This window comes from Marinobacter sp. bablab_jr008 (assembly GCF_016464145.1).
Taxonomy (GTDB): Bacteria; Pseudomonadota; Gammaproteobacteria; order Pseudomonadales; family Oleiphilaceae; genus Marinobacter; species Marinobacter nauticus.
Genome location: NZ_JACDWW010000059.1, coordinates 461,752 through 479,004 on the forward strand (window position 1 = coordinate 461,752; position 17,253 = coordinate 479,004).

The following is a 17,253-nucleotide window of genomic DNA, read 5'->3' on the forward strand; positions in this document are numbered from 1 at the left end:
ACAAGGAATGAAACGTCTCGGAACCCTGGATGCCTCCTGGCTGGCGGTTGAATCTGAAGACACCCCGATGCATGTGGGTACGCTTCAGATTTTCTCACTGCCTGAAGGCGCACCAGAAACCTTCCTGCGTGACATGGTCACTCGAATGAAAGAAGCCGGCGATGTGGCACCACCCTGGGGATACAAACTGGCCTGGTCCGGTTTCCTCGGGCGTGTGATCGCCCCGGCCTGGAAAGTCGATAAGGATATCGATCTGGATTATCACGTACGGCACTCAGCCCTGCCCCGCCCCGGCGGTGAGCGCGAACTGGGTATTCTGGTATCCCGGCTGCACTCTAATCCCCTGGATTTTTCCCGGCCGCTGTGGGAATGCCACGTTATTGAAGGCCTGGAAAACAACCGGTTCGCCCTTTACACCAAAATGCACCACTCGATGATTGACGGCATCAGTGGCGTACGGCTGATGCAAAGGGTACTCACCACCGATCCCGAACGCTGCAATATGCCACCGCCCTGGACGGTACGCCCACACCAACGCCGTGGTGCAAAAACCGACAAAGAGGCCAGCGTGCCCGCAGCGGTTTCCCAGGCCATGGACGCTCTGAAGCTCCAGGCAGACATGGCCCCCAGGCTGTGGCAGGCCGGCAATCGCCTGGTGCATTCGGTTCGACACCCGGAAGACGGACTGACCGCGCCCTTCACAGGCCCGGTTTCGGTGCTCAATCACCGGGTTACCGCGCAGCGACGTTTCGCCACCCAACATTATCAACTGGACCGGCTGAAAAACCTGGCCCATGCTTCCGGCGGTTCCCTTAATGACATCGTGCTTTACCTGTGTGGCACAGCATTGCGTCGCTTTCTGGCCGAGCAGAACAATCTGCCCGACACCCCGCTGACGGCTGGTATACCGGTGAATATCCGGCCGGCAGACGACGAGGGTACGGGCACCCAGATCAGCTTCATGATTGCCTCGCTGGCCACCGACGAAGCTGACCCATTGAACCGCCTGCAACAGATCAAAACCTCGACCCGACGGGCCAAGGAGCACCTGCAGAAACTTCCCAAAAGTGCCCTGACCCAGTACACCATGCTGCTGATGTCACCCTACATTCTGCAGTTGATGTCAGGTCTCGGAGGGAGGATGCGGCCGGTTTTCAACGTGACCATTTCCAACGTGCCCGGCCCGGAAGGCACGCTGTATTATGAAGGTGCCCGGCTTGAGGCCATGTATCCGGTATCGCTGATTGCTCACGGCGGCGCACTGAACATCACCTGCCTGAGCTATGCCGGATCGCTGAATTTCGGTTTTACCGGCTGTCGGGATACGCTGCCGAGCATGCAGAAACTGGCGGTTTATACCGGTGAGGCTCTGGATGAGCTGGAATCGCTGATACTGCCGCCGAAGAAGAAGCGCGCCCGAACCCGCAAGTAACCCAGGACGGGGTCAGTCGCTTTGCCAGTGACCAGCCCCGACAAAAATCATCTGCAGGAATCGGGTGGTGCGTTTTCGCACCTGGCCGATCTGATAATCGTCGTCTTCGGAAATGCTGAGCAGATCGGTCAGACTGAAGGCGACGGTGCGCACCACCAGATCACAGGTCAACTCCAGATCGGCATCGCTCAGGTGTTCCATGAGCCGGAGCCGGCGTAAGTCATTGGCCAGTTCGCTGGCAAAAAACCGCATCTCGCTGCGAATCCCTTCCTGAACGGCCCGGCTCTCGCCTGCCAGCCCCTGAGCCATAAACAGAAAAAAACTGCGGTTGGCCTGGGCATGGGCCACAAAGATACCCACCGATTCCTCAATCAACTTGTCGGCCTGCAACACGTTGGCCCGGGCCTCCCTCATCATCCGCCTGAGGACCAGCCCGAGCTCGTCCACCAGCTGCAAACCCAGGTCGTCCATGCTGCGAAAGTGACGGTAGAACGACGTTGGCACCACGCCGGCCTGCCGGGTCACTTCCCGAATACCCAGGCTGGCAAAGTGTCGCCCCTTGCCCACCAGAGTCAGCGCTGCGTTCATCAGCTTCTCTCGGGTTTCGCCGGGCCTGCGTTTCGTTCTGTCTGCCATGGTCTTCCTATCACGATTGTTGCGGTAACAAGTGTACACATCTGACGGAAGAAAAGTCCGCAAAACTTGTCATTTCGAGCCAACGAAGCGCCCCCCTGATTGTTACGACAACCCTCACTGTGTACAGTCGTACACATAAGTGAACAAGTGTACACATCGTTACCAACGATCAGGTACAAACCTTGGAGAAAATATATGTTGGCAAAAATGAACCAGACCCGCGCCATGCACTGGCTTGGCCGACAGCTACTGAACCGAAGCAACCCTGCCAGTTATTTTGATCCACTGGCGGAGGCCATCAATCCCATGTGGATACAAGCGTACACACCTGCACGGGTAGAGCGCATTCTGGTCGAGACTCACGACACCAAGACTTTTGTGCTCCGGCCTGCCAGCCGATGGAGTGGCTTTCATGCCGGCCAGCACGTGAACATCTGTGTAGATATTGATGGTGTGCGACGCCAGCGCACCTTCAGTCTGTCCAGCTCCCCCCTGCTCTGGCAGAACGACGGCGTGGTCACACTGACCATCAAACGCCTGCCAGGAGGGCTGGTGACCAACTGGCTGCATGATCAGTTGGAAGAAGGCGCGGTACTGGGCCTGACCGAAGCCTTTGGCGACTTTCTGATGCCAGCCATGCCCAAACCGGTGCTGTTTATTGCCGGGGGCAGCGGCATTACGCCGATTCTAAGCCTGCTGGAGACCATGGCGGCAGAGCACTTCCGGGCACCGGTCACGCTGCTCTACTTTGTTCGCACTCAGGAGGACGTGATCGCCAGTGAAAAACTGGAAGCACTGGCGGCAAGATACTCGGCACTCTCGGTACGTATTATATGCACCCACGAAACCGACGAGCCGCGCTACCTCAACGACGCCGACCTGGATTCCGTGCCCGGTCTGAAGGCCCGCGAGGTCTATCTGTGCGGACCGGGCGGGCTGATGGATCTCGCCAATGACCTGCTTTACCAGCGCGGTCTCGGCGAAGAACAGATTCACTGTACGTTTTTCGCCCCTCCGGTTTCCTCCCCTCTGGGTGATGAAACACTCGGCGGCGAGGTGAGTTTTGCCCGCGCGGACCTCAATGTGGACTCTTCCGGCGATGCCACACTGCTGGAGATCGCAGAAGCCGCGGGCCTCAAACCTCAATACGGCTGCCGCATGGGCATTTGCCACCAATGCAGTTGCCGAAAAACCAGCGGCACCGTGATTAACCGGCTGACGGGTAAAGCTTCCGGTCCCGGAGAGGAAAGCGTTCAACTCTGCATTTCCGTACCCCGTGGCCCGGTGACTCTGGAAGCCTGACACACAGAATTCGAGCGCGGCCTCATACAGCCGCAAGGAGACCTTATGATCAAACTTGATGAACAACAGCTCAACGAGCTTCAGAAAGATCTGGATACAGTACGCGATGAAGTATTGGCCGATCTTGGCGAGCGGGATGCCCGCTACATTCGCAAGATCGTTCGCCTGCACCGCGCCCTTGAAGTCGGCGGCCGGGTGATGATGCCCTTCGGCTTTATTCCGCCGGTGTTTGTGGCGGCAACGGCCACCCTCGGCGTGGCCAAGATTCTGGAGAATATGGAAATTGGCCACAACGTGATGCATGGCCAGTACGACTGGATGAACGATCCCACCCTCAACTCACAGACCTACGAGTGGGATACGGTGTGCACCAGTGAATCCTGGCGCCGGACTCACAATTACGAGCACCACACCTACACCAACATCATCGGCAAAGACCGGGACTACGGTTATGCGGTGCTACGCCTGAGCGACGAAGAGCCCTGGAAACCCTGGCACACGTTGCAGTTCATCAACTACATCTTGCTGAGCGTGTTCTTTCAGTGGGGTGTAGGTTTACATGAACTGGAAACCGAGAAGCTACGTCGCCGGGAGATTTCCTGGCGCGAGAAAGTGCCGTTCCTGAAAGACTTTTTCCGTAAAGGCGGCCGCCAGGCATTCAAGGATTATGTCTTCTTTCCATTGCTGACTCTACCAGTGGCCCCTATCGTGCTGGCCGGCAACGTCGGGGCTAACCTGATCCGGAACCTCTGGGCCTCAACGGTGATTTTCTGCGGTCACTTCACTCAGGACGCAGAAACCTTTACAGAGCGGGAATGCGAAGGTGAGAGCAAGGGCCACTGGTATCTGCGCCAGCTTACCGGCTCTTCCAACTTCACGGGTGGCCGCTGGCTGCACATTCTGAGTGGACACCTGAGCTATCAGATCGAGCATCACGTGTTTCCGGATCTCCCAGCGCACCGCTATCCTGAGATTTCCGAGCGGGTGCAGGAAATCTGTCGCAAACACGGCATTCACTACAACACGGGCTCATTTATGAGCCAGTATAAAACTGTGTTGCAGAGAGTCCTGCGATATTCACTGCCGGAACGGAGATCCGCCAACCCCGTAAACGTATAACTCTGGATACTCGTTTGAAGCCTGGGAGGTCTGACGCACTGCAAATACAGCAGTGCGTCAGTTCAGCAATCAAGCAATCTGGAGCAGTCGCAACAGCTGTGGTCGGTGGTGGTCCTGAATCACGTCGGCGAGCGTGTATCGATCAAGCACCTCAAGGAAGGCTTTCAGGGCTTCACCAAACATGGATTTAAGTCCGCATACCGGAGTGATCTTGCAGGCATTTTTGGAGGAAAAACACTCCACGATACTGAGGTCCTGCTCGGTTTCACGCACCAGGATTCCGATATTGATATCCTGCGGCGCCATATGCAGCCTCATCCCGCCCTTCTTGCCACGGATAGTCTCGATGTAGCCTTTCTTGTTGAGTTGGTGAACCACCTTCATCAGATGATTCTTGGAGATGTCGTAGCTGTCGGCAATTTCCTGAATGGTCGCCAGACGATCACCCTCTGCAGCCAGATAGATCAGCACTCTGAGTGAGTAATCGGTATAACGGGTGATGTGCATTCATGACTCCAAAATGACCGAAAAACATCAGTAGGATGGCCGGCTCAGCATATAGCCGGCAACACCCAGTAAAAACAGCCCCGAGACAGCCAGTACCAGAACCGGCGATCCAAGCCAGACCAGCATGCTCCAGCTCAGCCCCATCATGGCAAAGGCCAGCAACTTGGCTTTGCGTGGAATGGCACGCCGGGCGCGCCATTCTTCAATCGCCGGGCCGAACGTCGGGTGCTCTTCCAACCACCGGGCAAAGGCCGGGGAACTCTTGCTGGCGAAAAAGGCCGCGAGAATAACAAAAGGGGTTGTTGGCAAAAGCGGCAAAACCACACCCGCTGCCGCCAACCCCACACTCATATACGCAAGAATCCGGAAACCGGTTTTACCTGGCTGTGCGCCCATGGCGTGGGCCTCTTGACCGTTCATAACTGCATCTATTCTACCGTGATTCAGTGCACAGGTCTTCCCAGTTTACTGAGGAACGCCAAGCGGGCGACATACGCGATTTTCACCCCGACTGCGAAGATTAACGTTCCCATGTGGGCGAGTATCTGAACCGCGATTGGCAATCTGGCCGCTAGAGGATATGCCAAAGCAACGGTTAACAGTAATCCGAGCACACTGACCAGAACACCCGCATTAGCGCGAGCGAGCCATTTCTCGTAGAACCACATAGCAGTCTCCCAGGCTTTTGATGGGTATTAAACTGACAACACCATTGCGATTGGTGTCGCTCCACTTTTTAACATATATTTTATTTAAATGTTATAGAGGAAGACCGATGGCTTTGCAAGGTCGCGGGAGATACTCCCCGAGGGGTATCGGAATCCGCCGCGCGCTTTGCCATACTTGCCCTAAACTCATGGTGATATTGCAACAGGACCTGGCTTCAATGCCCCAGACCCGACTGACAGACCGCTTTGGCCGCACAGTAAACTATGTTCGCCTGTCGGTGACCGACCGCTGTGACTTCCGCTGCGTGTATTGCATGGCGGAAGACATGACCTTTCTCCCGCGCCAACAGGTATTGACGCTTGAAGAGATCGCCCGGCTGGCACGGAACTTTGTTGCTCTGGGCACGGAGAAGATCCGGCTGACAGGCGGAGAGCCTCTGGTGCGCCGCGATATCCTGGAGCTGGTACGCGAAGTCGGCACTTATGGCCTCCGTGACTTCGCCATGACCACCAACGGCAGTCAGTTGCCCACCATGGCGGAATCATTGCGCAAGGCCGGTTTGCAGCGTCTCAATATCAGTCTGGATTCTCTGGACGCTGACAAATTCCGCGCCATTACCCGCACCGGTAATCTCAGCCAGGTTCTGGATGGCATTGATGCTGCCCGGGACGCCGGTTTCCGTGGTATCAAGTTGAATACGGTGGTGATGAAAGGCCGCAACGACGAGGAGATTCCGGAGCTGATTGAGTTTGCCCGTCAAAAGCAGGTGGACATCAGCTTTATCGAGGAGATGCCGCTCGGGGAGATTTCAGAGCATGACCGTGGTTTGGCGCTGTGCACCAGTGAGGAGGTGCGCGACATTATCCGCAGGCACCATGAGCTGATTCCGGCAACTGAGGATTCCGGCGGCCCAGCGCGTTATTTCCGGATGCCGGACAGCGAGGTTCGCGTCGGGTTCATTTCGCCGCATTCCCACAATTTCTGTTCGACCTGCAATCGGGTTCGGGTGACGGTGGAGGGGCGGCTGCTGCTGTGCCTGGGCAATGAGCATTCAGTGGATCTTCGCCGGGTGTTGCGGGGGCATCCGGTGACGGATGACAAGCTGCAGGAGGCGATCATCAAGGCCATGGATCTGAAGCCGGAGCGGCATCATTTTTCCAGCAATGGGGATGTGCAGATTCTTCGGTTTATGAATATGACTGGCGGCTGACCTGGCCTGCCAGCTTCGGAGTTGGAGCGGGTGAGGATAGGTTTTCCAAAAAACGCTCCTTACGGCACTTCCCTGTGTCGCTTCTGCTCCGCCATCCCTGGCTCCGCAAATTTTTGGAAAACCTACCCTCACCCACTCTCTCAATCTTTGGAGATATAGTCTCTGAAGACCTGTAATTCGAGCATAAGACCTTGCGACCTTGGTTTTAGGGTAGCCACTTCAATGGCCCGCGCCATGGCTACTGTGATCATCAGCCATACCAGCTTCATCTGCATCGTGCATACCAGCCATATCATCCATCCCGCTCATATCGTGCATCGTCATACCATTATTCAGATGCTCCAGCGTGACGTCGGCAAACGCCAGTACGTTGCCGCCATGCTCGGCCGCGAAGTCTGTGGCGTCGGTTTTGTTGGCGAACGAGGCCAGGGTTGGGCCCATGGCACCGTTGAGGTTTGAGCCGACCACGTAGAAGGCCTCGCGGGCGTCGATCAGGTGGGTGTCATCCGGGCTGTCCCAGTGGCTTTCGGCCATGTTGTGGACATAGAGGGTGTGATCCCGGTTTTCGTTTTCCGGCTGCAGGAACCAGGCGAACATGTCTTTGGTGGAGCAGAATTTCCGGATGTTCTGTTCTCGCTCGGTAAAGGCCTGGCCTTTTGGGCCCGGGAAGTTGGTGATGACCATGCCGCAGACATGGCATTCGTCGCCGGATTCAAAGTGTACCGGGTCGGGTTTTTCAACGATCTCGGGTTCATCTCCGGAGCAGCCGGCCAGGAGAGTGGCTGTGAAAGCAGCGATGAGCCATTTGGTTGCTGGGTTTGCCATGTTTGTATGTCTCCGGTCAGGGTCAGATTCGTCGGTTTTTGAACAGTAACAGTGCGCCGGCCAGGGGTATGGCACACCACAGGATCAGGCCCAGCCAGAGGCCCGCCGCGCCGATGGGCAGGTCTGTACCCAGGCTGAGTACGCCGCTGAGTTGACCGCTGTCGCCGAAGGCAACGATGTTGAGCAAGCGGTAGATGTCAGTGGGGTTGAGCATCAGCAGCCAGGGCAGCAGTTCGGGATTCAGTTTGCCTTCGCTGGCCACCAGGGTGCCCAGCAGCATCAGGTCGAAGATCAGTACAAAGAAGAACCAGATGGCCAGGGCCAGTCCGGCAGCGACCGGTTTCTCGCTGACCCGGACACTCACCAGGTAGGCCAGTGCGATAAAGCCCCAGCCCAGCAAAACCGTGGAGCCCACAAAACGCCCCATGGCCACTGCCAGGGCGGCAATGGCAACATCTTCCACCAACACGGCAATGGCAATACCAGCCACACCGAAGCCGATGATGGTGGCCAGCGCCAGGGTCAGGCCGTGGCCGAGGAATTTACCCAGCAGTAACTGGCTTTTACTGAGGGGGTAGGTCATCAGCAGCAACAGGGTGCCGCCCTCTTCTTCCCCCACGATGGCGTCGTATGCCAACAGCAACGCTATGAGCGGAATCAGGAAGATACCCAGGCTGGCCAGGCTGGCAATGGTCGCGGGTGTGGAGGCGTAGCCAACCTGCCCGGAGGCGGCGGCACCGAACCAGGCGATGCCCAGTGCCAGGGTGGCGAACACCAGGGAGATGGCAACCAGCCAGCGGTTGCGGAAGCTGTCGCTCAGTTCCTTACGGGCGATGGTCCAGATGGCGTTCATTGGTTTCCTCCCCGGTGAGCCAGACCACCCGAGCCGATAAAGTGCACGTAGATGTCTTCGAGGCTGGGTTGATGGATGCCCAGGTCTGCCACTTCGCCGGAGGCCATCAGGGTCTTGATCAGTTCCATTTTCTCCTGGGGTCTCACGTCTACCCGCAATCGCCCGTTTTCACTTTTCATCATCAATCCGGCACGCTGCTCGGCCTGGTCAATGGCTTTTTCCAACGCCGACAGGCTCGTGGCAGGCTGCAGGGTCAGGGTGACCGGCATGTTCGCCTGTCGCCGCAGCGACGGCAGGTCTCCAGACGCTTTCAGGGCGCCTTCGGTCAGAATCGCCGCGCGATCGATGTAAGGTTCGACCCCCGGCAGTACATGCGAACAGAGCACGATTCCGGCCCCCTCATCCCGAAGCTGGCGCAGCAAACGGTACAGATCCGCCGTTGCAACCGGGTCCAGGCCGACGGTGGGTTCATCCAGCATCAACAGCCTGGGCTTGCCGAGCAGGGCCTGAGCCAGGCCAAGACGCTGACGCATGCCTTTGGAATAGGTTTTGGTGCGGGCGTCCATGGCGTCTCCCAGGCCCACTTGCTCCAACAGTTCAGGCACCTGCTTCAGCGGTGCGCCTTTGAGGCGGGCAAAGTGGCTGAGAATCTCCCGGCCGGTCAGCTGCGGGTAGAACATCACGTTCTCCGGCAGGTAGCCGATGTGCTGGGTTACCTGGGGATCGCCAGCCGAGCCTTCCAGCACGGAAACCTTGCCCTCGGTGGGCTGCATCAGGCCCAGGATAAGCTTGATCGAGGTGGTTTTACCCGCGCCGTTGTGGCCGAACAGGCCCAGAATTTCCCCCGGCTCCAGCCGAAGATCTACCCCGTGCAGCACCGTGGCCTTGTCGTAACGGTGGCTGACGTTCTCCAGTCGAAAACAGTTCATCGGATCTCCGATTGCAGGTGGTCGGGAATTCGCATCAAGGGGTGGGGGTCGCTCACTCCGGCAGACTTCACTACCGGGAAAGCATCCTGCACCCAACGCAGGGTATCCACCGCCGGGCTGAACATCAGTACCTTGGCCTCCGGATATTTCCACAGCAGCCGATCGACGTTGTCGTTCGGCTCATAGGGCACATCACCCAGGCCGTCCTGATTTCGATCCCAGCCCAGATAATCACTCCAGTAGTTGCCCTTGCCATCCTCGGCCCAGGACTGGGTGCGGGTGGCCACATACTTCACCTGGCGCTGGTTTTCCACAAAGGCGTTGTTGAACACCTGGTTTTCCTCGGAACCCGCAGTGAGATGAATACCGATATTGCTGTGGCCGAAATAATTGCCTTCGAAGGTGTTGTACAGCGAGTTGTAGATAAACACCGCTTTACCCTCGGCACCGGAAATGATCACTCCGGCACTCTGACCCTGGGACACTCCGGTGACCACGTTATTGCGCAACTCGGAGTTGGTGATGAAGTTCATCAGAATGCCGTAGTTCTCGTCATTCTCGGAACGATTATTGAATACCTTCAGGTACTTGCTCTGCATCAACGCATACCCGGTACGCGTACCCCGCGTGACGTTGTTTTCCAACAGGTTATGCATCGAATACATGTAATGAATGCCGTACCGGAGGTCACTCATCACATTGCCGCGAATGGTATTTCGGTTCGCGGTCTCTATGTAAATGGCATCGCGGGTCTGGCTGATATCGTTGCCTTCAATCAGCGCACCCGTGGTATTGAACAGGTGAATACCGTTGCCCCGATCCTGGGACCGCAGGCTGACATCACCCCGAATATGGTTGTTGCTTACGGTCACATTGGGCGTTGCATCCAGCCAAACCCCGAATGCAGGCCCCTGCAACCGATTGTTGCTGACCACCGCACCCTCGGCCTCCCGGGCGACGAATATGCCCGCATCCAGCTGGTTCAGATCCTTGCCCCAGTTGCGTACCTGGCAACCGGTAAAGGTGACTTTTTCCGCAAGAATCTCCACCGCATTGCCCTGCCCGCCGCCATCAATCACCGTTTCCGGTGCGCAGGCCACAGTAACGCCCGGCACCCTGACAGCCAGCGGCGACAATGTTTCCGGGGGAAGCTGGAACGAAGAACCCGGCTCAAGAGCGTCCAGATCCTGTTGAAGATCCGCCGTGGCGGTCAGCGCAAACAGAGCGACTGACAGGGCCACTCCATAACGCAAAGTTTGATACATCAATAGATCTCGAGATAGTGATAAGCAATCAGGAGCCCCGAAAGCGGGGCCCCTGATCAGCGCCTATACGATCAGGCTTTCTCAACCAGCATCCGCCCGCCCATCTCCATATGGAGGGCATGACAGAACCAGTTGCAGTAGTACCAGTAAACCCCTGGTTTACCTGCCGTAAAGGTCACGGAAGCGGTCTGCTGCGGACTGATCTCCATGCTCACGCCATGGTTTACCATACAGAAACCGTGGGTCACATCCTCAACCATATCCAGGTTAGTGACATATACGGTTACCTCGTCACCTTCCTTCACCTTGAACTCGGTCATACCGTACTGCGGCGCAACGGAGGTCATGTAAACACGCACCTTGTTGCCGTCACGGATCACCTTGTTGTCGGATTCCAGAGTCACACCGTCCTTCTCAGCCTGGGCACGACAGCTGGCGAAGTACGGGTCGTTGCGCTCGTAGATCTTCTTGGTCTTGATCTGGTCACGACGTACCAGGATACAGTCGTGCGGCTCGGCATAGGTAGGGCCATCGTGAACCAGTTTCATTTCCTCGCCGGAAATATCGATCAGCTGGTCGTTCTCCGGATGGAGCGGGCCAACCGGCAGGAAACGGTCCTTGGAGAACTTGGACAGAACCACCAGCCATTTGCCATCGGCATCGCGGGATTCGGTCAGCGAAGCGTGGTTATGGCCCGGCTGATACTGTACGTCCAGCTTCTGGCGGATGTAGTTCACCTTGTCGCCATTATAGTGCTTGATGGCATCGGCAATGTTCCATTTGCACACCTGGCTGTCGATAAACAGCGTGGTATAAGCATTGCCGCGGCCGTCGAAGGTAGTGTGCAGGGGCCCGAGACCCAGCTCCGGCTCGGCAACGATGGTGTCCCGCAGTTCGATCTTGTCTTCGAACAGGTCGTCCAGTTTATCAATGGCAATCACGGATACTGTTGGTGACAGCTTGCCGTTGGCAATGAAGTACTTGCCATCCGGAGAGGTGTTCAGACCGTGCGGGTTCTTCGGCACCGGAATATAGCGGGTGAACTCGGATTTTCCGCGGCCGTCGACAACCGGCACCTTCGAATCGCCGATGGTCTTGAAGTTACCAGCTTTTACCGCTGCAGCAATGCGCTCCACATTGAATACAACCACCCAGTCGCGGTCGTTGCGCATGGTGCCCGCAAGGTCTACTGCACGCTCTGAGTTGTAGCAGGTAGAAGCAGCATACTTGCCGGTGTAGTCGGCATCGGTGTTATCCAGGTTACCGTCAACGATGACCTGCCAGGCCACATCCATGGTTTCCGCGTCGATGGCGGTGAACATGGTGTAGCTGTTCTCCAGGCTGAAATCCGTGCCGTCGTTGGGCTGCGGGATGACGAACTCGGCATTACAGAACACGTAGTTGGTCTTGGGTACTTTCTGCAGGCGCAGACCGTGGATGGCCTGTACGTTCGGAATGTGGGTAATCTTGTCCGTCTTCATGATGTCCAGACGGATACGCGCAACCCGGGTGTTGGCCTTGTCGTTGATGAACAGGTACTTGCCATCGTAGCGACCATCAGTCATGGAAACGTGGGGGTGGTGGCAGTCGCCATTCAGGTACTGCTGGTCACCGCCCAGGATTTCCTTACTTTCGTTGGTAATGCCCCAGCCGGTTGCGGAATCCACGTTGAACACCGGAATACGCATCAGTTCACGCATGGAGGGCACACCCAGCACGCGCACTTCGCCCTGGTGACCACCACTCCAGAAACCGTAGTACTCATCCAGTTCGCCCGGGGCGATGTGAGCCTTGTTGCGGGCTTCTTCAGCAGCCGCAGCCCAGGTCTCACGGGACATGACCGAGGTGCCCAGACCGGTTGCACCAGCGACACCTGCCAGCGCAGCCGCACCCATAAAGCGACGACGGCTCAGACCACCTTCGGAAACCTCCGGCGTGTCCTTGGTCAGATCATCTCTTTTTTTCATAGCATCCAACTCCGTTATTGGTTATGGCGGTTATTGCTTCTCATGGCTTTCCGGGGCCTTATGGTTGGCTCCTCGGGACTACTCAGTTCACCTGCACCACCGGAATTTCCTCAGGGTGGCCGGGTGCGTTATGACCACGGCGCTTACCACGGCGCTTCACGATCAGCGGCGGGCACTTGTGGTCATCGAAATAGGTCATCTGACAATCCAGGCAGTAGTGACATTCCATGTAGTTGATGTGTCCATCCGGATGGATAGCCTGGACTTCGCATTCCTTGTCGCAGAGACGGCAGGGGTTACCGCATTCCTTGCGACGTTTGAGCCAGTCAAACACCCGCAGTTTGGTGGGCAACGCCAGGGCGGCACCCAGCGGGCACAGGTAGCGGCAGTACACCTTGCGGGTGAAGATATTGACCACCAGCAACAGCACGGCGTAGGTCACGAATGGCCAGGTGCGGTCAAAGTGCAGGGTTATGGCGGTCTTGAACGGCTCCACTTCCGCCATGCGCTCGGCGGTGGCCATGGATTCCAGGGAGATACCAAACAGCACCAGTAGAATGATGTACTTGATAGCCCAAAGGCGCTCGTGCCAGGCAAAAGGCACGGTGTACTGAGGTACCTTCAATTTACGGGCGATTTCGTTGATCAACTCCTGCAGGGCCCCGAATGGGCACAGCCAGCCGCAATACACCGCCCGTCCCCAGAGCAGGACGATGCCGGCCACCACGGCCCAGAGCACAAACATGATCGGGTCGATCAGGAAGGTTTCCCATTTGAAACCGCTGATCAGGCTGTTCACGAAGGTCAGCACGTTCACAATGGAAAGCTGACCCAGGGCGTACCAGCCAATGAAGAACAGGGTGTATGTCAGGAAGCCGTGGCGAATCCAGCGCATCATCTTCGGCTTCTGTACCAGCCAGTCCTGGAAGAACAGGATGAACAGCAGCACAGCGATACCAAGCCCCAGCACGGTAATCTGGAACTGCTTCTGGTACCACACCTGAATCCACAGCGGCTGGGTTTCAAGCCACTCTTCCTCGGTCAGAACCGGTTCCGGGCGGGTGTAGTACTGGTCTGGTAACTGGTACTCCAGAGGGAACACCTGGAATTCACTGTCCAGCGGACCGGTCTGGCGCTTGACCGTCAGTTCCAGCGTCCAGGGCGCGCCAGGGTCGAAGTTGTACTGCTGGCGCACAATAAAGATCGCCATTTCCGAAAACTCGGGCATGCCCCCGGCGTAGACATCGCTGAGCCGGTGGAAATCGAGATCCCGGAAGTTGAAGGTGTCGCCAAACTGGCGGATCTGCACCCGGTCAAAAATCCCGCCCCGTACGTAGCCGGAACCTTTAAAGGAGTATTCACCGTTGGCCATCACCGCGATGGCATGTTCCCCGTCCTGGAGTTCAGACATCAGCCACTGGTATTGATTTTCACCCAGAAGGTTGCGGCCAATGGTCGGCGCATCCAGATGAGCAGCATAGAGCTCGATCAGGATGTCATCGCGTTCGTCCGCGTCTGCGGTTTCGATACCCTCGGCGGGGGTGCCCACAAACGAGTCGTCGACCTGCCCTTTGGTCAGCATCAGACGGCGAATGGAACCATCACCGGTCAACTCCTGCCAGGACTTTTCCTGAAACTGTTCCATGTTCACGTTGGCCATGGGCGGCCGGTTGCTTTCGCCACCTTCAATCAGGCCGATTTCAACCCCCACACGGTGGGCGGTACGCATGATGACTTCGTTGATGACCATCACGGTGACCGTGGCACCGGACAGGCCATCCACCGCCACCTTGCGCTCGGTAGACGTGCCACCAACGGTCACCCGCTGGTCGGCTTTCAGACCGGTGTACTGGTCGGTGAACTCATGCATCTTGCTCTCGGGAATACCCACCAGCAGGATCGGTTCATCATGATGTATGACTTTCGCGGCGCGAATTTCGCCAGTGGTGTCAAGTACCACCATGGCGTTCAGGGGCTTGCCGGAATAGGCGGGGGTCTGGACAAAATCCAGGGACTGGTAGGCGTAGCCTATAAGTTCGTCACCTGCATACACTTCCTGAACGGCACGATTGCCGTCCATGGGCTGGAGTTCTGTGGCGTTCGGAAAGGCTTTTTCGATGACCTGGCGCCCGGCGGGGGGGCTGTATTCTGAGACAGGCTGGGCGCATACCAGAGCGGCTGCGAACATCAACAATACAGACAGCGCAGAGCGGATTACGTTTGTCACTACAACTCCCAGGATCCAATGGACTACAGCAAGGGTGGTTCAAATTTGAGGAAAATCAAATACCTCTATAGGAATAGGCCGTGGTACCGGCAATCAGCCAAGGCTTACCCCAGACTGATTGCCTCACCCGAGCGGTTGAGTGGCAGGTAGTTACCCAAATGGCCCATGCGGATGCTCTCCACCATCATGGTCATGGGTTGCTGGGCTTCGTCGCTGGAAGGTGCAATGCCGCCACGGCCGGACATGGCCGCAACAAAGACCATGTCCCAATCCTGACCCGTGGTCCGAGATTCCTCCGCCAGCAGGTCAAAATACGGCGCTTCATCGGGGGTTTTATCGACACAGATCACCGGTGTCAGCGCCCCACCCTCGCCTCGTTCAAAGGCCGCGCGTTCGGCAGCCGAGGCGTCGTCTGGCAGCTCCGCCTTGCAGAATACAAACAGGAAGCGCTGGGGCTCCGGTTCTTTCCTGCTAGCTTGAACAAGGTCCTGGTAACTGCTGATCATGTCTATCCCCTGCTATTCGAGGCTTTAAAAAAACCGGACCCTGAGGCCCGGGGAGGCTATTGGCTGATCGCGATCAGCCGCTGAGGGTCGGAAATAAAGAGCTTGCTGCGATTCACTCTGATCAAACCATTGGATTTGAGATCTGCCAGTATTCTGGAGAAAGTCTCGGGCTGCATGGCCAGGCGTGAAGCCACCAGGCATTTGGGCAACGGCAACTCGACTTCGCCACCTTCCTCCGCGCCGTTCGGCAGCAAATCAATGAGGTAACGAATCAAACGATCCCGGGCATTCTGGACAGTCATGATCTCAAGATCGTGGAATCTGGACACCGCACGCATGGCGTAGTGGCTCAGGGCCGCCTGGGCATACTCGGGATTCCGATCCAGCAATTCCCGATAAGCTTTAACCGGGATCATGAGCACTTCGCTGGACTTCAGGGCCTCTGCGTAGCATGCATACCTGGGCGGATTGGCATAAATCATGACTTCGGCAAAACAGTCCCCGGGTGCAATACTGTCAAGGGTTCGGTCTACGCCGGAGGAATCCAGGCGATACAGACGCAGACGGCCTGAAATCACAAAGAAGAAGTGATGAGCCGGCATATCCTGACGGTAGAGCAGCTGGTGGTGACCGAGTCTCAGCCGGCGCGATTGCTGGATCAGACTATCGAGGTCTTTCGGGCGCAGATTGCAGAACAGGGCATGGCTGCGAAGCGCTTCCAGGCTGTCTTCTTCATCAAGTGGTTTGTTGATGGCGACAAGCACCGGCTTGGTATATCGCTGTTCAGCAGTTTGTGTCATGGCCATGGTTGTACCCTCTCTGCATATTCATGCATTCAAAATCTTATTTTAAATACTAGAAGGATACTGATGAAAAATCGCTCCCCCGATGGGGGTATCCTTGCGGTTATTCCTGGGTAATTGACTTAGCTCAATTATTCGCTTTGCTAACCAAGCAGTCACTGCATCAAGGGTGAATCCGGCAGCTCCAGATCGACGCCCTCCACACCGGTTTCCGCAGCCAACACCTGGAGATATTGCCGGAATGCCCGGCGGGTCACGCTTTCGCTCAGGTACTGGCGAATCTGGGGTTTTACATGTTCATAAGGCAGCAGTTCGCCGTTGATTCGCTGGTCTACTCGAACGATGTGCCAGCCATAGCGGCTTTCGATCAGCTCGGGATGGAGGCCTTCGTTCAGGCTCAGGACCGGGCGTTCGAATTCTTCGACGGTCTGGCCTTTGCTGATCTGGCCGAGGCTGCCGCCCTGGTGCCGGGATTCGCAGGCGGAATATTGTTTAGCCAATTCGTTGAACTGCGAGCGGCCGTCCAGGAGGGCAGACAGCAGCTGTCGGCCAGCTTCTTCCTGACGCATGCGCTCTTCAATATCATCCGGAGCGGCAGCCAGCAATATGTGGCTAACGGCCATGATGGTAGGGCTGCAGAAGCGGCCGGGATTGGCGGCGTAGAAGCGTTCGCAGTCCTGTTCGCTCGGGTCTGGCACTTTGAGCTCGAGTTCCAGCACCCGGGCTATCCGGTCTTCTTCGTCTACGATGCTGTCCAGGTTCAGGCGGCTGGCCTGTTGCAGTAACAATTCACGGATGGCAAGGCTTCTGGCTGCTTCGTGCCAGGCTTCCGCCAGCTCTTCCGCGGGATGGTGCTGCATTTCCCGGGCGATGTCGTCTTCGTGGATGAGAGTCTCACCCACATAGACCGGCGGGAACTGGTTTCTGGGTTTGCCGGCTTCGCCGGTTGGGATCAGTTGCATGGTGCGACTCTCCGTCAATCAGTTTGCCAGCCACCCTCCCG

16 protein-coding genes are annotated in these 17,253 nt (G+C 57.1%); 4 read left to right on the forward strand and 12 right to left on the reverse strand.

Annotation, left to right across the window (positions count from 1 at the left end):
- Positions 1–7: 7 nt before the first annotated feature.
- A complete protein-coding gene (locus JIF53_RS10815; RefSeq protein WP_153740676.1) occupies positions 8–1,432 on the forward strand; it encodes a WS/DGAT/MGAT family O-acyltransferase in 1,425 nt (474 codons plus the stop codon).
- Positions 1,433–1,444: 12 nt separating this feature from the next.
- Here JIF53_RS10815 and JIF53_RS10820 read toward each other — a convergent pair whose 3' ends face one another.
- Entirely contained in the window at positions 1,445–2,068 is a 624-nt protein-coding gene (locus JIF53_RS10820) for a TetR family transcriptional regulator (protein WP_153740675.1), read from the reverse strand.
- Between the two features lie 195 nt (positions 2,069–2,263).
- Between JIF53_RS10820 and JIF53_RS10825 the strand changes: the two genes are divergently transcribed.
- Both JIF53_RS10825 and JIF53_RS10830 read left to right on the forward strand, forming a co-directional pair.
- The gene (locus tag JIF53_RS10825; RefSeq protein ID WP_153740674.1) at positions 2,264–3,370 is read left to right on the forward strand and encodes a ferredoxin reductase; all 1,107 of its coding nucleotides are present in this window, start codon (positions 2,264–2,266) and stop codon (positions 3,368–3,370) included.
- 45 nt (positions 3,371–3,415) lie between these two features.
- Positions 3,416–4,489 (forward strand): fatty acid desaturase family protein, encoded by a 1,074-nt coding sequence (locus JIF53_RS10830; RefSeq protein WP_014422438.1) that lies wholly within the window; start codon positions 3,416–3,418, stop codon positions 4,487–4,489.
- Between the two features lie 69 nt (positions 4,490–4,558).
- On the opposite strand, the gene JIF53_RS10835 is transcribed toward JIF53_RS10830, so the two are convergent.
- On the reverse strand, positions 4,559–4,996 hold the full coding sequence (locus tag JIF53_RS10835; protein WP_011786513.1) for an RrF2 family transcriptional regulator: 438 nt from the start codon (positions 4,994–4,996) through the stop codon (positions 4,559–4,561).
- 27 nt (positions 4,997–5,023) lie between these two features.
- Positions 5,024–5,416 (reverse strand): YbaN family protein, encoded by a 393-nt coding sequence (locus tag JIF53_RS10840; RefSeq protein WP_023012234.1) that lies wholly within the window; start codon positions 5,414–5,416, stop codon positions 5,024–5,026.
- 466 nt (positions 5,417–5,882) lie between these two features.
- Here JIF53_RS10840 and moaA point away from each other — a divergent pair, with 466 nt between their 5' ends.
- On the forward strand, positions 5,883–6,875 hold the full coding sequence (moaA, locus tag JIF53_RS10845; protein ID WP_023008571.1) for a GTP 3',8-cyclase MoaA: 993 nt from the start codon (positions 5,883–5,885) through the stop codon (positions 6,873–6,875).
- Between the two features lie 219 nt (positions 6,876–7,094).
- Here the strand turns inward: moaA and JIF53_RS10850 are convergent, their stop codons facing one another.
- The 9 genes from JIF53_RS10850 to JIF53_RS10890 all read right to left on the reverse strand — a co-directional run bounded on the left by JIF53_RS10850 (position 7,095) and on the right by JIF53_RS10890 (position 17,212).
- Positions 7,095–7,700: a nitrous oxide reductase accessory protein NosL gene (locus tag JIF53_RS10850; RefSeq protein ID WP_199452474.1), complete on the reverse strand. Its 606-nt coding sequence runs from the start codon at positions 7,698–7,700 to the stop codon at positions 7,095–7,097.
- A 22-nt stretch (positions 7,701–7,722) separates the two neighbouring features.
- Complete coding sequence (locus tag JIF53_RS10855; RefSeq protein ID WP_011786517.1) at positions 7,723–8,553, reverse strand: ABC transporter permease; 831 nt, start codon at positions 8,551–8,553, stop codon at positions 7,723–7,725.
- Positions 8,550–9,482, reverse strand: a complete 933-nt coding sequence (locus tag JIF53_RS10860; protein WP_199452475.1) for an ABC transporter ATP-binding protein — start codon at positions 9,480–9,482, stop codon at positions 8,550–8,552. The genes JIF53_RS10855 and JIF53_RS10860 overlap by 4 nt, the downstream gene beginning before the upstream one ends.
- On the reverse strand, positions 9,479–10,747 hold the full coding sequence (locus JIF53_RS10865) for a nitrous oxide reductase family maturation protein NosD (protein WP_199452476.1): 1,269 nt from the start codon (positions 10,745–10,747) through the stop codon (positions 9,479–9,481). The genes JIF53_RS10860 and JIF53_RS10865 overlap by 4 nt, the downstream gene beginning before the upstream one ends.
- A gap of 71 nt (positions 10,748–10,818) precedes the next feature.
- A complete protein-coding gene (gene nosZ, locus JIF53_RS10870; protein WP_199452477.1) occupies positions 10,819–12,714 on the reverse strand; it encodes a TAT-dependent nitrous-oxide reductase in 1,896 nt (631 codons plus the stop codon).
- 82 nt (positions 12,715–12,796) lie between these two features.
- Positions 12,797–14,902 (reverse strand): transcriptional regulator NosR, encoded by a 2,106-nt coding sequence (nosR, locus tag JIF53_RS10875; RefSeq protein WP_199452525.1) that lies wholly within the window; start codon positions 14,900–14,902, stop codon positions 12,797–12,799.
- A 143-nt stretch (positions 14,903–15,045) separates the two neighbouring features.
- A complete protein-coding gene (locus JIF53_RS10880; protein ID WP_199452478.1) occupies positions 15,046–15,447 on the reverse strand; it encodes a ribonucleotide reductase subunit alpha in 402 nt (133 codons plus the stop codon).
- 56 nt (positions 15,448–15,503) lie between these two features.
- Entirely contained in the window at positions 15,504–16,253 is a 750-nt protein-coding gene (locus JIF53_RS10885; protein ID WP_014422450.1) for a Crp/Fnr family transcriptional regulator, read from the reverse strand.
- A 152-nt stretch (positions 16,254–16,405) separates the two neighbouring features.
- Complete coding sequence (locus JIF53_RS10890) at positions 16,406–17,212, reverse strand: peptidylprolyl isomerase (RefSeq protein WP_199452479.1); 807 nt, start codon at positions 17,210–17,212, stop codon at positions 16,406–16,408.
- Positions 17,213–17,253 lie beyond the last annotated feature (41 nt).

Coding starts and splice junctions, on each gene's coding strand:
- JIF53_RS10865 (WP_199452476.1), bottom strand. CDS start 10,747: ATGTATCAAACTTTGCGTTATGGAGTGGCCCTGTCAGTCGCTCTGTTT.
- JIF53_RS10820 (WP_153740675.1), bottom strand. CDS start 2,068: ATGGCAGACAGAACGAAACGCAGGCCCGGCGAAACCCGAGAGAAGCTG.
- JIF53_RS10830 (WP_014422438.1), top strand. CDS start 3,416: ATGATCAAACTTGATGAACAACAGCTCAACGAGCTTCAGAAAGATCTG.
- JIF53_RS10860 (WP_199452475.1), bottom strand. CDS start 9,482: ATGAACTGTTTTCGACTGGAGAACGTCAGCCACCGTTACGACAAGGCC.
- JIF53_RS10880 (WP_199452478.1), bottom strand. CDS start 15,447: ATGATCAGCAGTTACCAGGACCTTGTTCAAGCTAGCAGGAAAGAACCG.
- JIF53_RS10825 (WP_153740674.1), top strand. CDS start 2,264: ATGTTGGCAAAAATGAACCAGACCCGCGCCATGCACTGGCTTGGCCGA.
- JIF53_RS10850 (WP_199452474.1), bottom strand. CDS start 7,700: ATGGCAAACCCAGCAACCAAATGGCTCATCGCTGCTTTCACAGCCACT.
- JIF53_RS10855 (WP_011786517.1), bottom strand. CDS start 8,553: ATGAACGCCATCTGGACCATCGCCCGTAAGGAACTGAGCGACAGCTTC.
- nosZ (WP_199452477.1), bottom strand. CDS start 12,714: ATGAAAAAAAGAGATGATCTGACCAAGGACACGCCGGAGGTTTCCGAA.
- JIF53_RS10890 (WP_199452479.1), bottom strand. CDS start 17,212: ATGCAACTGATCCCAACCGGCGAAGCCGGCAAACCCAGAAACCAGTTC.
- JIF53_RS10815 (WP_153740676.1), top strand. CDS start 8: ATGAAACGTCTCGGAACCCTGGATGCCTCCTGGCTGGCGGTTGAATCT.
- JIF53_RS10840 (WP_023012234.1), bottom strand. CDS start 5,416: ATGAACGGTCAAGAGGCCCACGCCATGGGCGCACAGCCAGGTAAAACC.
- JIF53_RS10885 (WP_014422450.1), bottom strand. CDS start 16,253: ATGGCCATGACACAAACTGCTGAACAGCGATATACCAAGCCGGTGCTT.
- JIF53_RS10835 (WP_011786513.1), bottom strand. CDS start 4,996: ATGCACATCACCCGTTATACCGATTACTCACTCAGAGTGCTGATCTAT.
- moaA (WP_023008571.1), top strand. CDS start 5,883: ATGCCCCAGACCCGACTGACAGACCGCTTTGGCCGCACAGTAAACTAT.
- nosR (WP_199452525.1), bottom strand. CDS start 14,902: ATGTTCGCAGCCGCTCTGGTATGCGCCCAGCCTGTCTCAGAATACAGC.